Origin of the sequence: Streptomyces sp. NPDC047981 (assembly GCF_040653315.1) — a bacterium.
Taxonomy (GTDB): domain Bacteria; phylum Actinomycetota; class Actinomycetes; order Streptomycetales; family Streptomycetaceae; genus Streptomyces.
In genome coordinates, this window is sequence record NZ_JBEZNQ010000088.1 from 12,662 (window position 1) to 29,898 (window position 17,237).

Annotated in this window: 14 protein-coding genes; 10 read left to right on the forward strand and 4 right to left on the reverse strand. The window is 71.7% G+C overall.

Annotated elements, in window-relative coordinates; genetic code table 11:
* Positions 1-21: 21 nt before the first annotated feature.
* The 5 genes from AB0E14_RS33695 to AB0E14_RS33715 all read left to right on the forward strand — a co-directional run bounded on the left by AB0E14_RS33695 (position 22) and on the right by AB0E14_RS33715 (position 4,569).
* Entirely contained in the window at positions 22-1,632 is a 1,611-nt protein-coding gene (locus tag AB0E14_RS33695; protein ID WP_362427142.1) for a penicillin-binding transpeptidase domain-containing protein, read from the forward strand.
* 236 nt (positions 1,633-1,868) lie between these two features.
* A complete protein-coding gene (locus tag AB0E14_RS33700) occupies positions 1,869-2,474 on the forward strand; it encodes a 50S ribosomal protein L25/general stress protein Ctc (protein ID WP_362427145.1) in 606 nt (201 codons plus the stop codon).
* 136 nt (positions 2,475-2,610) lie between these two features.
* Positions 2,611-3,207 carry an aminoacyl-tRNA hydrolase gene (pth, locus tag AB0E14_RS33705; RefSeq protein ID WP_362427148.1) on the forward strand — a complete coding sequence of 199 codons (597 nt, stop codon included), beginning with the start codon at positions 2,611-2,613 and terminating at the stop codon, positions 3,205-3,207.
* 39 nt (positions 3,208-3,246) lie between these two features.
* On the forward strand, positions 3,247-3,690 hold the full coding sequence (locus AB0E14_RS33710) for a hypothetical protein (RefSeq protein ID WP_362427151.1): 444 nt from the start codon (positions 3,247-3,249) through the stop codon (positions 3,688-3,690).
* Between the two features lie 141 nt (positions 3,691-3,831).
* On the forward strand, positions 3,832-4,569 hold the full coding sequence (locus tag AB0E14_RS33715; protein ID WP_362427154.1) for an LPXTG cell wall anchor domain-containing protein: 738 nt from the start codon (positions 3,832-3,834) through the stop codon (positions 4,567-4,569).
* A gap of 76 nt (positions 4,570-4,645) precedes the next feature.
* Here the strand turns inward: AB0E14_RS33715 and ppc are convergent, their stop codons facing one another.
* Positions 4,646-7,375, reverse strand: coding sequence for a phosphoenolpyruvate carboxylase (ppc, locus tag AB0E14_RS33720; RefSeq protein WP_362427157.1), 2,730 nt, complete (start codon positions 7,373-7,375; stop codon positions 4,646-4,648).
* A gap of 225 nt (positions 7,376-7,600) precedes the next feature.
* Here ppc and AB0E14_RS33725 point away from each other — a divergent pair, with 225 nt between their 5' ends.
* The 4 genes from AB0E14_RS33725 (at position 7,601) to AB0E14_RS33740 (ending at position 13,351) form a co-directional block, all read left to right on the forward strand.
* Positions 7,601-8,587, forward strand: coding sequence for a fatty acid desaturase (locus AB0E14_RS33725; protein WP_362427159.1), 987 nt, complete (start codon positions 7,601-7,603; stop codon positions 8,585-8,587).
* Complete coding sequence (locus AB0E14_RS33730) at positions 8,584-9,279, forward strand: TetR/AcrR family transcriptional regulator (protein ID WP_362427163.1); 696 nt, start codon at positions 8,584-8,586, stop codon at positions 9,277-9,279. The genes AB0E14_RS33725 and AB0E14_RS33730 overlap by 4 nt, the downstream gene beginning before the upstream one ends.
* Positions 9,280-9,623: 344 nt before the next feature.
* Positions 9,624-11,357, forward strand: a complete 1,734-nt coding sequence (locus AB0E14_RS33735; protein WP_362427166.1) for a VCBS repeat-containing protein — start codon at positions 9,624-9,626, stop codon at positions 11,355-11,357.
* Between the two features lie 272 nt (positions 11,358-11,629).
* Positions 11,630-13,351 (forward strand): VCBS repeat-containing protein, encoded by a 1,722-nt coding sequence (locus AB0E14_RS33740; RefSeq protein WP_362427169.1) that lies wholly within the window; start codon positions 11,630-11,632, stop codon positions 13,349-13,351.
* 129 nt (positions 13,352-13,480) lie between these two features.
* On the opposite strand, the gene AB0E14_RS33745 is transcribed toward AB0E14_RS33740, so the two are convergent.
* Complete coding sequence (locus AB0E14_RS33745; RefSeq protein ID WP_362427172.1) at positions 13,481-14,323, reverse strand: trans-aconitate 2-methyltransferase; 843 nt, start codon at positions 14,321-14,323, stop codon at positions 13,481-13,483.
* A gap of 131 nt (positions 14,324-14,454) precedes the next feature.
* Here AB0E14_RS33745 and AB0E14_RS33750 point away from each other — a divergent pair, with 131 nt between their 5' ends.
* A complete protein-coding gene (locus tag AB0E14_RS33750) occupies positions 14,455-14,952 on the forward strand; it encodes a MarR family transcriptional regulator (protein ID WP_362013257.1) in 498 nt (165 codons plus the stop codon).
* Here AB0E14_RS33750 and AB0E14_RS33755 read toward each other — a convergent pair.
* The gene (locus tag AB0E14_RS33755) at positions 14,911-15,684 is read right to left on the reverse strand and encodes a response regulator transcription factor (protein ID WP_362427176.1); all 774 of its coding nucleotides are present in this window, start codon (positions 15,682-15,684) and stop codon (positions 14,911-14,913) included. The two genes, AB0E14_RS33750 and AB0E14_RS33755, sit on opposite strands and share 42 nt — an antisense overlap.
* Positions 15,685-15,990: 306 nt before the next feature.
* Positions 15,991-17,148 carry a galactokinase gene (gene galK, locus AB0E14_RS33760; RefSeq protein ID WP_362427179.1) on the reverse strand — a complete coding sequence of 386 codons (1,158 nt, stop codon included), beginning with the start codon at positions 17,146-17,148 and terminating at the stop codon, positions 15,991-15,993.
* Between the last annotated feature and the right edge of the window lie 89 nt (positions 17,149-17,237).

The following is a 17,237-nucleotide window of genomic DNA, read 5'->3' on the forward strand; positions in this document are numbered from 1 at the left end:
ATGTCTGTTTCGCTGCGGGGTATGACGAATCGACGGGTGGGACGGCGGCGGCGGTGGCCGGCGGTGGCGGTGACGGGTGTGCTGGTGGCGGGCGCCGCGGGGTGGGCGGTGGGGTTCGGGCCGCTGCGGCCGGGCGGGGCCGGTGAGGAGGCTCCGCAGGTGGCGGATCCGGCGGCGGTACGGGCCGCCGAATCGTTCCTGCAGAGTTGGGCGGCGGGCGACTGGGCGGGCGCGGCGCGGCTGACGGACTCCCCGGCCAAGGCGGAGCAGACGCTTCGGAACTTCACGGCAGGTCTGGAGATCACGAAGCCGGTCCTGACGGCCGCCGGTGCGACGCGCACGGAGGGCGGGAACGGGGCCACCGTCCCGTACACCGCGAAGCTGCCGGTGGCGGGGCTCGGCACCTGGTCGTACGGCTCCGAGCTGGGCGTGGACCGGACGGACGCGGGCTGGCGGGTGCGCTGGGAGCTGTCGCTGGTGCATCCGAAGCTGACCGAGAAGGAGAAGTTCCGGCTGGTCGAGGAGGAGTCCGCGGAGCTCGCGGCCGTGGACCGGGACGGCGCGCCGATCTCGGCCGCCGCGCATCCCTCGCTGATCTCGGTCCTGGGTCTGGGCGGCGGGAAGCCGCGCGGCGAGGTGCAGGTGGTGGACCGGGTCACGGGCGAGGTGCGGTCGACGGCGGTGCGGTTCGGTCCGGCGGCGGGCGAGGGCGGCGGACCGGTGCGGACGACGATCGACGCGCGGGTGCAGCGGGCCGCGGACCGCGCCCTCGCCCGGCACGCGCAGGGCAGGAACGCGGGCCTGGTGGCGCTGCGGATCGACTCGGGCGAGGTGGTGGCGGTGGCGAACGGGCCGGCCGCGGGCTTCAACCGCGCGTTCCAGGGGACGTACGCGCCGGGGTCGACGTGGAAGGTGCTGACGAGCGCGGCGCTCCTTCGGAAGGGGGCGGTGACGCCGTCGACGGTCGTGGACTGTCCGAAGTACCTGACGGTCGGGAAGCAGTTCCACAACGTGGAGACCTCGGAGATCCGGGGGGCGACGTTCCGGGAGGACTTCATCCACTCCTGCAACACGGCGTTCGTGGCGCTGCGCGGGAAGCTCGGGAACGGGGAGGTGACGACGTTCGCGCAGGAGTACTTCGGGATCGGCGGTCCCGAGTGGAAGACGGGCATCGGGTCGGTGGACGCGCGGGTGCCGGTGCCGGCGGACGAGACGGAGAAGGCCGCGGCGCTGTTCGGTCAGGGGCGGCTGCGGACGAATCCGCTGACGATGGCGTCGGTGACGGCGACGGCGGTGTCGGGCCGGTTCCATCAGCCGCTGCTCGTGAAGGGCACGGAGCAGGAGCGGATCGCGACGAAGGAGCTGCCGGAGCGGGTGGTGGGGCAGCTGCGGTCGCTGATGCGGGACACGGTCACCGACGGCTCGGCGACGGTCCTGAAGGGCGTGCCGGGTGAGGTGGGCGCCAAGACGGGGACGGCCGAGGTGACCGAGGACGGCAACAACAACGGCTGGCTGGTCGCCCACGACGGGGAGATCGCCATCGCGTGCGTGGTGGAGGAGGCGAAGAGCGGCTCGGGTTCGGCGGGGCCGGTGATCCGGGACGTGCTTGCGGAGGTGGCGGCGGCCCGGTGATCCGGGCGAGGCCGGGGCGGCCGGCCGGGCGGCCCCGGCCCGGGGCGATCCGTGCGGCCGGTGATCCAATTGGGTGGCGGGCGCGGAGCCGAGTAGACTGCCGTAGTTGCTCGGCGAGGGAGGCCGTACCCCTGGTGGTACGGCGATCCGTTATCGACGCGCTCTTCGTAGCAGGCCATCGCCAGTCGTGGCCGGGTGACAGGTCACATTCGTCACCTTTACTACGAGGAGTGCACATGTCCGAGGTGAAGCTCGCCACCGAGACCCGTACCGAGTTCGGCAAGGGTGCGGCGCGCCGCGTCCGCCGCGAGGGCAAGGTCCCCGGCGTTCTCTACGGTCACGGCACCGACCCGGTCCACATCACCCTGCCGGGCCACGAGCTGCTGCTCGCCCTGCGTACCCCGAACGTCCTGCTCTCCCTCGAGCTCGAGGGCAAGAACGAGCTGGCGATCCCGAAGGCCGTGCAGCGCGACCCGCTGAAGGGCTTCCTGGAGCACGTCGACCTGCTCCTCGTGAAGCGCGGCGAGAAGGTCACCGTCGAGGTTCCGGTCCAGGCCGAGGGTGAGCTGGCCGCCGGCGGCAACCTGCTCGAGCACGTCCTGAACACGCTCTCCGTCGAGGCCGAGGCCACCCACCTCCCCGAGGCCATCACGGTCTCCGTCGAGGGCCTGGAGGCCGGTGCCTCCATCCTCGCCAAGGACATCACGCTGCCGAAGGGCTCGACCCTGGTCACCGACGCCGACGCCGTCGTGCTGCAGGTCCTGGCCGCGCAGGCCGAGGAGCCGGCCGAGGAGGCCGCCGAGGGCGAGACCGCCGAGGCCGCCGAGGGCGCCGAGGCCTGAGCCGTAGGCTCTGCTTGACGCGACGGGGTGACGGGCCGTTCGGGCCCGTCACCCCGTTTCTTCTGTTCCCCCGCCGGTTCCCCTGCCTGTTCCACGCCTGTTCCCCGCCTGTACGCACACGAGGAGACGAGACCCCATGACGGACGACGCGAACGCCCCCTGGCTGATCGTCGGCCTCGGCAACCCGGGGCCGGAGTACGCGGCCAACCGCCACAACGTGGGCTTCATGGTGGTGGACCTGCTCGCGGACCGCATCGGCGGCAAGTTCAAGCGTGCGCAGAAGGCCCAGGCCCAGGTGGTGGAGGGCCGGATGGGCCCGCCCGGGCCCGCCAACCGGCGGGTGATCCTGGCGAAGCCGATGTCGTACATGAACCTGTCGGGCGGTCCGGTGACGGCGCTGCGCGACTTCTACAAGGTGCCGACGGCGCACGTCGTGGCGGTCCACGACGAGCTGGACATCGACTACGGGGTGCTGCGGCTGAAGCTCGGCGGTGGCGACAACGGGCACAACGGCCTGAAGTCGATGACGAAGGCGATGACCGCGGAGTACCACCGGGTGCGGTTCGGCATCGGGCGGCCGCCGGGCCGGATGCAGGTCGCGGACTTCGTCCTGAAGGACTTCTCCTCGACGGAGCGCAAGGAGCTCGACTACTTCGTGGACCGGGCGGCGGACTCCGTCGAGTGCCTGGTGGCGGAGGGTCTGGAGCGCGCGCAGTCGGCGTACAACTCCTGACGGTCGGACCGTCACGGTACGACTGTACGATCGCGGGTCATGACGCACGCCCGTAACGCCGCCATGGCCCTGGTCGCCCTGCTGCTCCTCGTCGCGGGGGCCTGGTCGTCGTGGGGGTCGGCACAGCACGTGCTGCTCTCCAAGGGCCGGGAGCACGGCACGCTGACCGTGACCGGCTGCAACGAGGAGACGTGCAGCGGCCGTTATGTCCCGTCCGGTCCGCCGTCGCCGCACCACACGCTGACCATCGACCACTCGGTGGCGGCGGCCAAGGGCCAGACGCTGCCCGTGGTGGTGAAGCCGGGCACGAGCGAGGCGGTGCGCACGGGTTGGGGCGGCGGTCTGCACGCCTGGCTGCCGCTGGGCGGCGCGCTGTTGCTCGCGGCGCCGCTGGTCGGGGGCGGGCTGCGGCTGACGCGGACGGCGTGGTCGATGGCGGGCGTGGGCGGGGTGTTGCTGGTGGGGACGTTCTTCGCACTCTGACGATTCCGGACTTTCGACCCCAAGTCCGGGTCGTTCTGGTGAGATTGTTATGAACCCATGGGTTAAGGGTGGCTTAAAGGTGCGGCTAGGCTGCGTCCGCCACCTCCCACGGCATCCCTCATCCCAGATGGACGACTGCACATGCGACGATCCCTCATTCCCGCAGGCGCGCTGGTCGCGGCTATGGCGGGCTCCCTCGTGCTGGCCCCGGCGGCCTTCGCCGCCGACGGCCCGAGCACCCTTCCCCTGCACCAGGCCAAGGACCTTCCGCTGGCCGCCGGCGATTTCGAGACGCAGGAGAAGACCTGCGCGGACATCCCCGCCACCCAGGACGGCTGGCACTTCGTGCTGCCGGGCAGCGGCAAGGGCGAAAGCGCCGTCTTCACCAAGCTGACGGTGGAGTTCCAGCCGGGCGGCGTCCAGACCATCACGGTCTTCGGCCCGCCGTCCGACAAGCACGCCTACGTGAGCTCCGAGCCGGGCGCCAAGCTGATCTCGGCCACGGCCGAGGTCAAGGGCGAGGTCAAGAAGGAGTGGTTCAACCTCTCCCACACCTGCCCCGCCTCGGTGACGCCGACGCCGAGCCAGTCGACGACCGGCACCCCGTCGGTCACGCCGAGCACCTCGACGTCCACCAGCCCGAGCACGTCGGTGTCCCCGAGCACCTCGACGTCCCCGAGCACGGGCGCGACGCCGTCCGCCTCGGACTCCGCCTCCGCCGGCGCGACGCCGTCCGCGTCGAGCGGTGGCAGCTCCGAGGGTGACCTCGCCGAGACGGGCTCCTCCGCCCCGGTGGGCATCATCGCCGCCTTCGCCGTCGCCCTCGCGGGTGCCGGTGCCTTCCTGGTGACGCGCCGCCGCAAGGCCCAGCAGCACTGAACTCCGTAGCAACGACAGTGCCCCCGCCGGAATCCGTGGATTCGGGCGGGGGCACTGTCGTACGTACGGAAGCGGATCAGCCGGTGTTGCGCAGGCCCGCCGCGACGCCGTTGACCGTGAGCAGCAGGGCCCGGGCCAGCAGCGGGTCCGCGTCCTCGCCGCGCTCGACGGCGGCCCGCTGACGGGCCAGCAGGGAGACCTGGAGGTAGGAGATCGGGTCCAGGTAGGCGTCGCGGATGGCGAAGGTCTGCTGGAGCACCGGGTTGGAGTCCAGGAGCTTCTCGCCGCCGGTGACCTTCAGGACCTCGGCGACGGTGAGCGCGTGCTCCTCCTCGATGGTGGCGAAGACGTGCTTGAGCTCGTCGGGCACCAGGGTGTCGATGTAGTGGCGGGAGATCCGCAGGTCCGTCTTGGCGAGCGTCATCTCGACGTTGGAGAGGAAGTTGCGGAAGAAGTGCCAGCGCTCGTACATCTCGCCGAGGACCTCGTCGAGGCCGGCCTCGCGGAGCGCCTTGAGGCCGGAGCCGACGCCGAACCAGCCGGGGACGATCTGGCGGGACTGGGTCCAGCCGAAGACCCACGGGATGGCGCGCAGGCCGTCGAGCGAGACGCCCGAGCCGGGGCGGCGGGCGGGCCGCGAGCCCAGGTGCAGGTCGGCGAGCTGGTCGACCGGCGTCGAGGCGAGGAAGTACGTCGGCAGGTCGGGGTCCTCGACGAAGGCGCGGTAGGCGGCGTGGGCGGCTTCGGAGACGGTGTCCATGGCCGCGTCCCAGCGGGCGAGGGCCTCGTCGGACTGGCGCGGCGCGGTGTGCAGGGCGGAGGCCTGCAGCGTGGCGGCGACGGTCAGTTCGAGGTTCTCCCGGGCCAGGGACGGGATGAGGTACTTGTCGGAGATGACCTCGCCCTGCTCGGTCACCTTGATCTCGCCCTCCAGGGTGCCCCAGGGCTGGGCGAGGATCGCGTCGTGCGAGGGGCCGCCGCCGCGGCCGACGGTGCCGCCGCGGCCGTGGAAGAGCCGCAGGCGCACGCCGTAGCGGTGGGCGACGTCGCGGAGCCTGCGCTGGGCGCGGTGGATCTCCCACTGGCTGGTGGTGATGCCGCCGAACTTGGAGGAGTCGGAGTAGCCGAGCATGACCTCCTGCACGTCGCCGCGGAGCGAGACGAGGCGCCGGTAGGAGGGGTCGGCCAGCATGTCGTTGAGGATGACGTCGGCGGCCTTGAGCTCGTCGGTGGTCTCCAGGAGCGGCACGATGCCGATCTTGGCCCAGCCGGCGTGCAGGTCGATGAGGCCGGCCTCGCGGGCGAGCACGGTGGCGGCGAAGACGTCGTCGGCGCCCTGGCACATCGAGATGATGTACGACTCGATGACCTCGGGGCCGAAGCGCTCGAAGGCCTCCTTGACGGTGCCGAACACGCCGAGGGTCTTCTGGCCCGCGGCGTCCAGCGGCGCGGGCGTGGGGCCGAGCGGGCGGCGGGAGCGCAGCTCCTTGGCGAGCAGCTTCTGCCGGTAGTCGCGGGGCATGTCCGCGTACCGCCAGGACTCCTCGCCGAGCCGGTCGAAGAGCTGGCCGAGCGCGTGGTGGTGGGCGTCGGCGTGCTCGCGGACGTCCATGGTGGCGAGCTGGAGGCCGAAGGCGGACAGGGTGCGGATCGTGCGGTCCATCCGGCCGTCGGCGAACAGGCCGCCGCGGTGCTCGCGCAGCGAGGTCTGGATCAGGGTGAGGTCGTGGAGGAGCTCCGACGTGCCGAGGTAGTCGCGGCCCTCCTGGTGCGGGGTGCCCTTGGCGAGGCGCTCGCGGGTGTTGACGAGCTTCTGCCGGATGCACGTGGCCTTGAGGCGGTACGGCTCCTCGGCGTTGAGGCGCTTGTAGCGGGGGCTGATCTCCGGGAGGCGCTCCAGGTCGCGCTGGAGGGAGGTGAGGAGCTCCTCGGTGGCGCCGGTGTAGCGGATCGAGTTGGAGAGCAGTCCGCGCAGGTAGTCGACGAGTTCGAGGGCGTCGGTGATGCCGTGCTCGTGCTGGAGGATCAGCACGTCCCAGGTGACCTGCGGGGTGACGTTGGGGTTGCCGTCGCGGTCGCCGCCGATCCAGGTGCCGAAGGTGAGCGGGCGGGTGCCGGCGGGCAGTTCGACGCCGACGCGCTCCAGCTCGGCGGCGAGGTCCTCCAGGACGTCGCCGACGGCGCCGGCGTGCAGCTCGTCGAGGTAGTAGATGGCGTTGCGGGCCTCGTCGGCGGGCTCCGGGCGGACGACACGCAGCTCGTCGGTCTGCCAGATGAGGTCGATGTTCTCGGCGAGCCGCAGGTCGAGCCGGCGCCGGTCGGCCGCGATCGCCGGGGTCTCCAGGAGGGCGGCGATCCGGCGGAGCTTGTTGAGGACCGAGCGGCGGGCGGCCTCGGTGGGGTGCGCCGTGAACACCGGGCGCACGTTGAGGTTCCGTACCGTCTCCCGGACGTGGGCCGGGTCGCCGTCCTTCAGCATGTCGGCGGTGCGGGCGAGCAGGCCGCCCTCGGCGGCGCGCTTCTCGCGCATCTCGCGGCCGCGGTGCACCTGCTCGGTGACGTTGGCCAGGTGGAAGTAGGTGGAGAAGGCGCGCACCAGCTTGGTGGCGGTCTCCAGGTCTGTCTCGCCCAGCAGCTCGGCCGCAGCCTCGCCGTCCTCGCGGGTGAGGCGGCGGACCTTCTCGACGAGGTCGAGGAGGTCGCGCCCCTCCTGCCGGACGAGGGTCTCGCCCAGCAAATCGCCCAGTCGGCGGATGTCGGAACGCAGCTCGGCGCTGGCGGTGGGGGTCTGGTCGGCACTGCTCACAGGTGCGGCTCCTTGCAGTGTTCGGGCACATCTGGAGGGGTACTGGAGGCTTGCGGACCGCGCTGTCCGACGCACACAGGATAGGTGTCCATCCCTTGGACACCAGCTAGCCCCTCGTGTGCCCTCTTGCCGCGCGCCCCGGCGCTGCCATACTTACGTCGCCGTAGGTTACGGTCCCGTAGCCACGACTCCATTCCCTCGCTTCTCACCCCCCAGGGGACACCCATGACCTCCAGTCCCGAGGTGCTCGAAACCACCGGCCAGGACCTCTCCGCAACGGATCGACTGCCCTCCGCCACGCTCGGCGGGGACAGCAAGCGTTCGATCGAGCAGATCACCCTGCTGCTGTTCATCACGGTTCCGTTCCTGGCGCTGCTCGCGGCGGTTCCGCTGGCCTGGGGCTGGGGCGTGAGCTGGCTCGACCTGGGCCTGATGGTGGCGATGTACTACATCGGCTGCCACGGGATCACGATCGGTTTCCACCGGTACTTCACGCACGGTTCCTTCAAGGCGAAGCGGCCCCTGCGGATCGCCCTGGCGATCATGGGTTCGCTGGCCGTGGAGGGCCCGCTGGTGCGGTGGGTGGCGGACCACCGCAAGCACCACAAGTTCTCCGACGCGGAGGGCGACCCGCACTCGCCGTGGCGGTTCGGCGAGACGGTTCCGGCCCTGATGAAGGGCCTGTGGTGGGCGCACATCGGCTGGATGTTCGACGAGGAGCAGACGCCGCAGCACAAGTACGCGCCCGATCTGATCAAGGACCCGGCGATCCGGGCGATCTCGCGCCAGTTCATCTACTGGACGATCCTGTCGCTCGCGATCCCGCCGATCGTCGGCGGTCTGGTGACGATGTCCTGGTGGGGCGCGTTCACGGCGTTCTTCTGGGGCTCGCTGGTACGGGTCGCGCTGCTGCACCACGTGACGTGGTCGATCAACTCCATCTGCCACGCGGTCGGCAAGCGGCCCTTCAAGTCCCGTGACCGCTCGGGCAACGTGTGGTGGCTGGCCGTGCTGTCGTGCGGCGAGTCCTGGCACAACCTGCACCACGCGGACCCGACGTCGGCGCGCCACGGGGTGCTGCGCGGTCAGGTCGACTCCAGCGCGCGGCTGATCCGCTGGTTCGAGCAGCTGGGCTGGGCGTCCGACGTGCGGTGGCCGAACGCCTCGCGGATCGAAGCCCGGCGCCGGGGCGAGCCCGCCGACGCGGCATGATGGAGGACGTGGCGATCGACGGCAGTACCAGCGGCACCAGTGGCACCGGAAGCAGTGAGAGCAAGCCCCGGCGTGGCCGCCGGGTGCGGATGACGGGTGCGGAGCGCCGGGAGCAGCTGCTGGACATCGGCCGGACGCTCTTCGCCGAGAAGGGCTTCGAGGGCACGTCGGTGGAGGAGATCGCGGCGAAGGCCGGGGTGTCCAAGCCGGTGGTGTACGAGCACTTCGGCGGCAAGGAGGGGCTGTACGCGGTCGTGGTCGACCGGGAGATGCGCCAGCTGCTCGACATGGTGACGGGGGCGCTGACGGCGGGCCATCCGCGCGAGCTCCTGGAGCAGGCGGCGTTCGCGCTGCTGGACTACATCGAGCGGTACACGGACGGTTTCCGGATCCTGGTCCGTGACTCGCCGGTGGCGCAGTCGACGGGCACGTTCGCGTCGCTGATCAGCGACATCGCGACGCAGGTGGAGGACATCCTGGGCCTGGAGTTCAAGGCCCGGGGCTTCGACCCGAAGCTGGCGCCGCTGTACGCGCAGGCGCTGGTGGGGAGCGTGGCGCTGACGGGCCAGTGGTGGCTGGACGTCCGCAAGCCGAAGAAGGCGGAGGTCGCGGCGCACCTGGTGAACCTGGCATGGCACGGCCTGGACGGCCTGGAGCAGAAGCCGCGGCTGATAGGGCACCGCAAGAACTGACGGGCCGCGGAGCCGTCGGCCGCGCCCGCGGAGCAAAGGCTTGCCCCGCGGCCCGCAGAGCAAAGGCTTGCCCCGCGGCCCGCAGAGCAAGGGCTTGCCCCCCCTCCCCGCCCGTCGGCAGGGGGGCTCCCACGCCGCGCGTGAGCCGTGCGCGCGCGGTCGGTGAGTGGTGCGTGAACCGGTGGGAAATTCCACGACTGTTTATCGGTGAACAGATGTATGCTCCCCTCACATCCGGGGGGGTGTTCGCCCTTCGTACGCGCTTTCTGTGCCGCGTACGAAGGCGTCGCGGACCCCTGCGCCCGGTCCGTCGATTCATTTCCTAGGTCCCTGGGGGGGATCTCTTGCGTTCTGCGCGTTCCACGCACTCCCGCCGCGCGCGCCGCGTCGCGGCCTGCACCGCTCTGGTGCTCTCCGCCGGCATGCTGCTCTCGGCTCCCGCCTCGGCGGACGACGCCGCGCCGCGTCCCGCCGCCGAAGTGCCCGAGCCCACGTTCACGCTGCCCGAGAAGCTGAACCTGCCGAAGAACGACGGCGCCCGCGCCGGGAAGACGGCGACCACCGCCGGCACCCAGCGGCTGCGCTCCGACATCGACATGGACGGCACGAGCGACCTGTTCTTCCGCGACGGGGGCGGCACGGTCCACACCTTCCCGACCACGGCGGACGGGAGCGAGTTCTACCGCAACGACGGCGCGACGTCCTTCGTGAAGGACATCATCCCGATCGGCGACCAGGACGGGGACGGCACGGGCCGCCCCGAGGTCCTCATGCTGTCGCAGACCGGGACCCTCTCCCTGTACGGGGACGCCGACACCACCTACGGCAACTACCGCTGGTCCGGCGGCGGCTGGGGCATCTACAACAAGGTCGTCTCGCCGGGCGACATCAACGGCGACGGCCGCGCGGACCTGCTGGCCCGCCAGCCCAACGGCGAGCTGTACGTCTACCAGGCCACGGGCAACCCGAGCGTCCCGTTCGCGGCGCGCGCCAAGGTCGGCGCGGGCTGGGGCGTCTACGACCAGCTGGTCGGCGTCGGCGACAACGACGGGGACGGCCTGGCCGACCTCATCGCCCGCGCGCCGTCCGGTCTGCTCTTCTTCTACGGCAGCACGGGCACGACGACCGCGCCGTTCAAGACCCGGACCGAGATCGGCACCGGCTGGCAGACCTACAACCAGGTCATCGGCATCGACGACTTCACGGGGGACGGCTTCGGCGACCTGCTGGCCCGGGGCCAGGACGGCTCGGTCTGGCAGTACAAGGGGCTCGGCAACGGCCGCTACTCCGCACGCGAGCAGATCGGCCAGGCGGGCGCCTGGAAGAACATCGCCCAGATCAGCGGCGCGGGCAACGTGCCGGGCTCCGGCAAGGACGGCTTCATCGGCCGTGACAAGCCGGGAACCCTCTTCTGGTACTCCTCGACGTTCACCGACAAGCTGCTGCCCCGTGAGCAGATCAGCGACACGGGCGGCTGGGCCGGGGCCACCGTGATCCACTCCTCGGACCTGAACGCGGACGGCAGCTCGGAGCTCGTCGAGCTCTGGGACGGTCACCTGTACTTCAACGGCAACGACGTCGGCGCCGGCTGGGGCGTCTACAACCACGTCTTCGGTCCCGGCGACCTGAACGGCGACGGCCGCGGCGACCTGCTGGCCCGTGACAAGTCCGGCGTCCTGTACCTGTACCGCACCAACGCCTCGGGCACGGGCTTCCAGACCCGGGTCAAGGTCGGTGCCGGCTGGGGCGCGTACGACCGGATCGTCGGCGCGGGCGACCTCACCAACGACGGTCTGACCGACATCGTGGCCCGCGCCACGGGCGGTCAGCTGTACCTCTACCCGGGCACGGGTCAGGCCGGCTACGCGTTCAACGGCCGGGTGCAGATCGGCACCGGCTGGAACACGTACACCAAGCTGATCGCCCCGGGCGACCTCAGCGGCGACGGGCAGGGCGACCTGCTCGGCGTGACCGCCGGCGGCGACCTCTACCGGTACACCGGTGGCGCCTCGCAGAGCACGCTCAGCCCCCGGGTCAAGATCGGCTACGGCTACCAGATCTACAACCTGATGTCCTGACGCCCCGCGTCCCTCGGACAACTGGACGCCCCGCACCGGCCTTCCGGTGCGGGGCGTCCGCGCGTCCCGCGCACCGCGGCTTCATCCGGCGGCCGCCCGACGCTCACGCCGCCGCCGCGCGACGTTGCCCTCGTCCCACCCGACAAAGGGGTATTCTCCCTCCACACCCGGGGGGGTGTTCGCCCTTCGTACGCGCTTTCCGACCTGCGTACGGAGGCGTCGCGGACCCCCGCGCCCGGTCCGTTGATTTCTAGATCCCTGGGGGGGATCTCTTGCGTACCGCTTTCTCCAAGCGCGCGCGCCGCGTCGCGACGTGCACCGCGCTCGCTCTCTCCGCCGGCATGCTGCTGGCGTCTCCCGCCGCCGCCGACCCGGTTCCCGGGCCCGTCGCGAAGCCGGAGCGCTCCTTCACCCAGCCCGCGAAGCCCGACCTGTCCAAGCTCGGCGCGGACAACGCCCGCGCCGGCCGTCAGGCGACGACCGCGGGCGTCTCGCCGATCCGCTTCGACGCGGACGGCGACGGCAAGAACGACCTGATCTACCGCGCCTGGGACGGCGGCACCTACACGACGCCGTCCACCGCCGAGAACGGCGAGTTCTTCGGTGACGACGGCAACGCCGCGCCCGCGCAGGACATCGTCCCGATCGGCGACCAGGACGGCAACGGCAAGCCCGAGGTCCTCGTCCTGTCGCCGTACGGCACCCTGCACATGTACGGGGACGCGTCGACGACCTTCGGCACGCACCGCTGGCAGGGCGCCGGCTGGACGATCTACAACAAGGTCTTCTCGCCCGGCGACGTGAACGGCGACGGCCGCGCGGACGTGATCGGCCGCCAGCACAACGGCGACCTGTACCTCTACCTCGCCACCGGCAGCACGTCCGCCCCGCTCGGCGCCCGCGCCAAGATCGGCAACGGCTGGAACATCTACGACCAGGTCGTGGGTCTCGGCGACAACGACGGTGACGGCAAGGGCGACCTCCTCGCCCGCTCCTACGACGGCAAGCTGTGGTTCTACGGCTCCACCGGCTCCACCACCGTGCCGTTCAAGACCCGCGTCGAGGTCGGCACCGGCTGGAACATCTACAACCAGCTCATCCCGATGGACGACCTGAACGGCGACGGCGCGGCCGAGCTGTTCGCGCGCGACATGAACGGCGCGCTCTGGGGGTACACCGGCCTCGGCACCGGCCGTCTGGCCGCCCGCACGCAGGTCGCCGCCAACGGCGAGTTCCAGCAGGTCGACCAGTTCGGCGGCGGTGGCGCCATGCCGGCCTTCGGCAAGCGGGCGCTCATGGCCAAGGACAAGGTCGGCGCGCTGTTCTGGTACGGGGCGATGAACAACGGTCTCCTCAGCCCGCGCGAGCAGGTCGAGGGCGGCAACACGTGGGGTCCCGCGAACCTCTCCTACGTCTCGGCCCTGAACAACTCCGGCGTGGCCACGCTGCTCGAGCTGTACAACAACCACCTGTACGACGACTTCGACGGGCACGACTTCGGCTCCGGCTGGGGCGTGTACAACCTGCTGGTCGGCCCCGGCGACCTGAACGGCGACGGCAAGGGCGACCTGCTGGCCCGCGACAAGTCCGGCGTCCTGTACCTGTACAACGGCAACGGCCTGGGCAACGGCCTGGCCACCCGGATCAAGGTCGGCGCGGGCTGGGGCGGGTTCAACCAGATCGTCGGCGCGGGTGACTACTCGGGCGACGGCCGGGCGGACATCGTGGCCCGTGACGGCGCGGGCAACCTGTTCCTGTACCGGGGCACCGGCTCCGCCACCGCGCCGTTCATGGCGAGCGCGAAGATCGGCGCGGGCTGGAACACGTACACCAAGCTGGTGGCCCCCGGTGACCTCAACGGCGACGGCAAGGCCGAGCTGCTGGGCATCAACGCGACGGGCGAGCTGTGGCGCTACTCGCCGAGCGGCTCCGCCTCCTTCGGCACCCGGGTCAAGATCGGCCCCGGCTGGCAGACCTACAACGGCGTCTACTAGTCGTAGGCGACGGAACGTGGTCGGCGGAACGTAGTCGACGGGAAGACGCCCCGTACCGGGTCTCCGGTGCGGGGCGTCTTCGTGTGTGCAGCTGTGCTGTCCGTGCCGACCGCGCTAACCGTCCCCCCGTCACGCCGGCTTCGTCGCCACGGCGAAGATCCGCCGGAACGGGAAGACCGTGCCGTGCGGGCCCGGCGGGTAGGCGGCGCGCAGGAGGTCGCGGTACTGGGTGAGGAAGGCCTGGGTCGCCTCCTCGTCGCCCTCGAGCGCGGTCAGGACGGGGCGCAGGGCCGTGCCCTTGACCCAGTCGAGGACGGGGTCCTCGCCGGTGAGGAGCTGGGAGTAGGTGGTCTCCCAGACCTCGGTCTCGCAGCCGAGTCCGGTGAGGCGCAGAAGGTAGTCGGCGGGCTGGAGGATGTGGACGAAGCGGCGGCCCTCGCCGTCGAGCCGGGCGCGCCACTGGGGCATGTCGCAGAGTTCGCCGAGCAGGGCGTGGCTGGGCGCGGTGAAGTTGCCGGGGACCTGGAAGGCGAACGTTCCGCCGGGCTTGAGGGCGTCGACCCACGGAGCGAAGGACTCCGGGTGGTTGGGGACCCATTGCAGCGCGGCGTTGGAGACGATCAGGTCGTAGGGCTCGTCGGGCGTCCAGTGCGCCGCGTCGGCGGGGCGGAAGTCGAGCCAGCCGCCCCCGGCCGTGGTGCCCGCCCAGTCCTTCTCCGCCCGTTCCAGCATGTCCGGGGAGAGGTCGAAACCGGTGATGTGGGCGTCGGGCCAGCGGTCGGCGAGCTGGACGGTCACGTTGCCGGGGCCGCAGCCGAGGTCGGCGATCCGGGCGGGTGTGGCGACAGAGGGAAGTCGCGGTATTCGGGAGAGCAGGTCGAGAAACGGACGTGTGCGGTGGCCGGAATGCCGCAGGTACTGCTGGGGATCCCAGGTTGGCGCGGTGGACGCGGAGGATGGTGCGGAATACATGTTCGAGCCCCCTTGCTGGAACGAGCTGCCGAAGCGGAACTAAGTCCCGGCCCCGTCCTTCCCCATAGTCCATCCGAATATATCTTGACGTCAAGAGACTTTATGTCAACAGACCCTCTACACTGATCGTCATGGAGGACGAGGTCGACCGGTTGGTCGCTGCATGGCGCCGCGAGCGCCCGGACCTCGACGTGGAACCGCTCGAGGTGCTCAGCCGCGTCTCCCGGCTCGCCCGGCACCTCGACCGCGCCCGTCGGCTCGCCTTCTCCGAGCACCAGCTGGAGCCCTGGGAGTTCGACGTCCTCACCTCGCTCCGCCGCGCGGGCGCGCCGTACCAGCTCTCCCCCGGCCAGCTCCTCACCCAGACACTGGTCACCTCGGGCACGATGACCAACCGCATCGACCGGCTCACCAAGAAGGGCCTGGTCGAGCGGCTGCCCGACCCCAGCGACCGGCGCGGCGTCCTGGTCCGGCTGACCCCCGAGGGGCGCGACCGGGCCGACCAGGCGCTCGCCGGACTGCTCGCCCAGGAGCGGGCCATCCTCGCCCAGCTCTCCCGCGGCGAGCGCGGCGAACTGGCGGCGCTGCTACGCCAGCTGACCGCCCCGTTCGACAACATCCCCGGATAGCTCCGCCGGCCCGACCCCGGCCCTGCGCGCGAGGGCCACGGCGGCCAGCGTGGAGTGCACTCCCAGCTTCCCCAGCACGTTCTGCATGTGCGTACGGACGGTGTGCGGGGAGAGGAAGAGCCGCTCGGCGACCGCCTTGCGGCCCAGACCCGCCACCATGCAGCGCAGCACCTCGCGCTCGCGCGGGGTCAGCGACTCCACCAGCTGCTCGCTCTCGGTGCGGTGCCTGCGGGCCGCCGTCAGCTCCTTCAGGACGCCGGTGAGCAGGGCGGGCGGGAGATGCGTCTCGTCGCGCAGGACGCCCCGGATGACCGCGAGGAGCCGCTGCAGCGAGCAGTCCTTGGCCACCCAGCCCGAGGCGCCGGCCTGCAGGGCGAGCGCGGCCCGGTGCGGGTCGTCCTTCTCGGCGAGCACGACCGTACGGACGGCGGGCTGCACGGACCGGACCCCGGCGACCAGGGAGATGCCGTCGACGACCCCCTCGCCGCCGTCCGGCACGGCCTGGGCGATCGCCGGCGCGCCGGCCGGTCCCACGGCCGCGCCCAGGTCGGCGTCGACCAGCATCACGTCGTACCGGCGCGCCTCGGCGACCGAGCGGTCCAGACAGCGCAGCGCGGCAGGGCCGCTGCCCGCGGCGGAGACGTCGACGTCGGGCTCCGCCGCGAGGGCGGCGGCCAGCGACTCGGCGAAGATGCGGTGATCGTCCACCACCAGGACCCGGATACGAGCCACGGACACCCCCAAGTGTCGAGGAGCGGAACCGGCGCGGGTACGGCGCCGGGGACGAGGGTCCGTCGATCGCACGGCCGCCGCCGTGCAGTGACTGCTACCCCGTCCCGGGCGCCGTACCCGACTGGCCTTACCCCCTGATGCGCGCCGGCCCCCACCGGCGCTGAGCACAGCGTACGGGCGGGGGACGGCCGGGGTAGCCGATTGGGAGAACTGACCGAACACGGTGGATACGGGTGCGTCACCCGGACACGGACGCGACAGAAGTCGACAGTTCCGCTCGCCGGCTTCGAGCACTCCGGGGTGCGCTCACACGCGACGTGCTCCCCCGGACGGCACCGCGGGGAAGACCGCCGGCGCGGCGAACCCGGCCCCGGCGAAGGCCTTCTCGACCGCGGCGGCCACGGACTCGGCCCGCTCCTCGGTCACGAGGACGATCGCGGAGCCGCCGAAGCCGCCGCCGGTCATCCGCGCGCCGAGCGCGCCCGCCGCGTTCGCCGCCTCGACCACGAGGTCCAACTCGGGGCAGGAGACCCGCAGATCGTCCCGGAGCGAGGCGTGGCCCTCGGTGAGCACCGGGCCGACGGCCGCCGCGTCCCCGGCGTCGAGGAGGGCGATCGTCCGCTCGACCCGGTGATTGTCCGAAACCACGTGCCGGACATAGCGGCGAACCGATTCCTCGCTCAAACGCGCGAGGGATTCGGGCAGTTGCACGTACGGGACTTCACGCAGGGAGCGCACGCCGAGCGCCCGCGCACCCGCCTCGCACCCGGCGCGCCGCTCCGCGTACGCGCCGTCCCCGAGTGCGTGCTTCACCCGGGTGTCGACGACGAGGAGCCGCAGCCCCTGCGCGGCCAGGTCGAAGGGCACCTGCCGGTACGCGAGGTCACGGGTGTCCAGGAAGAGCGCGTGGCCCTCGATCGCGCACGCGGACGCCATCTGGTCCATCACGCCGCACGGGACGCCGACGAAGGCGTTCTCCGCGCGCTGGGCGAGGACGGCGAGTTCGGGGCGGGAGAGCTGGAGGCCGAAGAGGTCGTTCAGGGCGAGCGCGGTGACGACCTCCAGGGCTGCGGAGGACGACAGGCCCGCGCCGGTCGGCACGGTGGAGGCGAGGTGGATGTCCGCCCCGGTGACCGGGTGCCCGGCCGCACGCAGCGCCCAGACGACCCCGGCCGGGTACGCGGCCCAGCCGAGGTCGCCCGCGAGCGGCGCGAGGCCCGCCACGTCGAGGCGGACGACACCGCCCTCGACGTCGGCGGAGTGGAGCCGCAGCAGCCCGTCGTCGCGCCGGGAGACGGCGGCGACGGCCGTGTGCGGCAGGGCCAGCGGCATCACGAAGCCGTCGTTGAAGTCGGTGTACTCGCCGATCAGGTTGACCCGCCCCGGGGCCGCCCAGACGCCCTCGGGCGCCGTCCCGTACAGCGCCTCGAACGCGCCCGTGACGTCTCTGCGCGCTCTGCTCATCCGCGCTCCCGCTCCCTCTCCCTCGCGAACGCCCAGGCGTCCCGCACGATGTCCGCCAGGTCCGGGCGGGACGGAATCCAGCCGAGCCG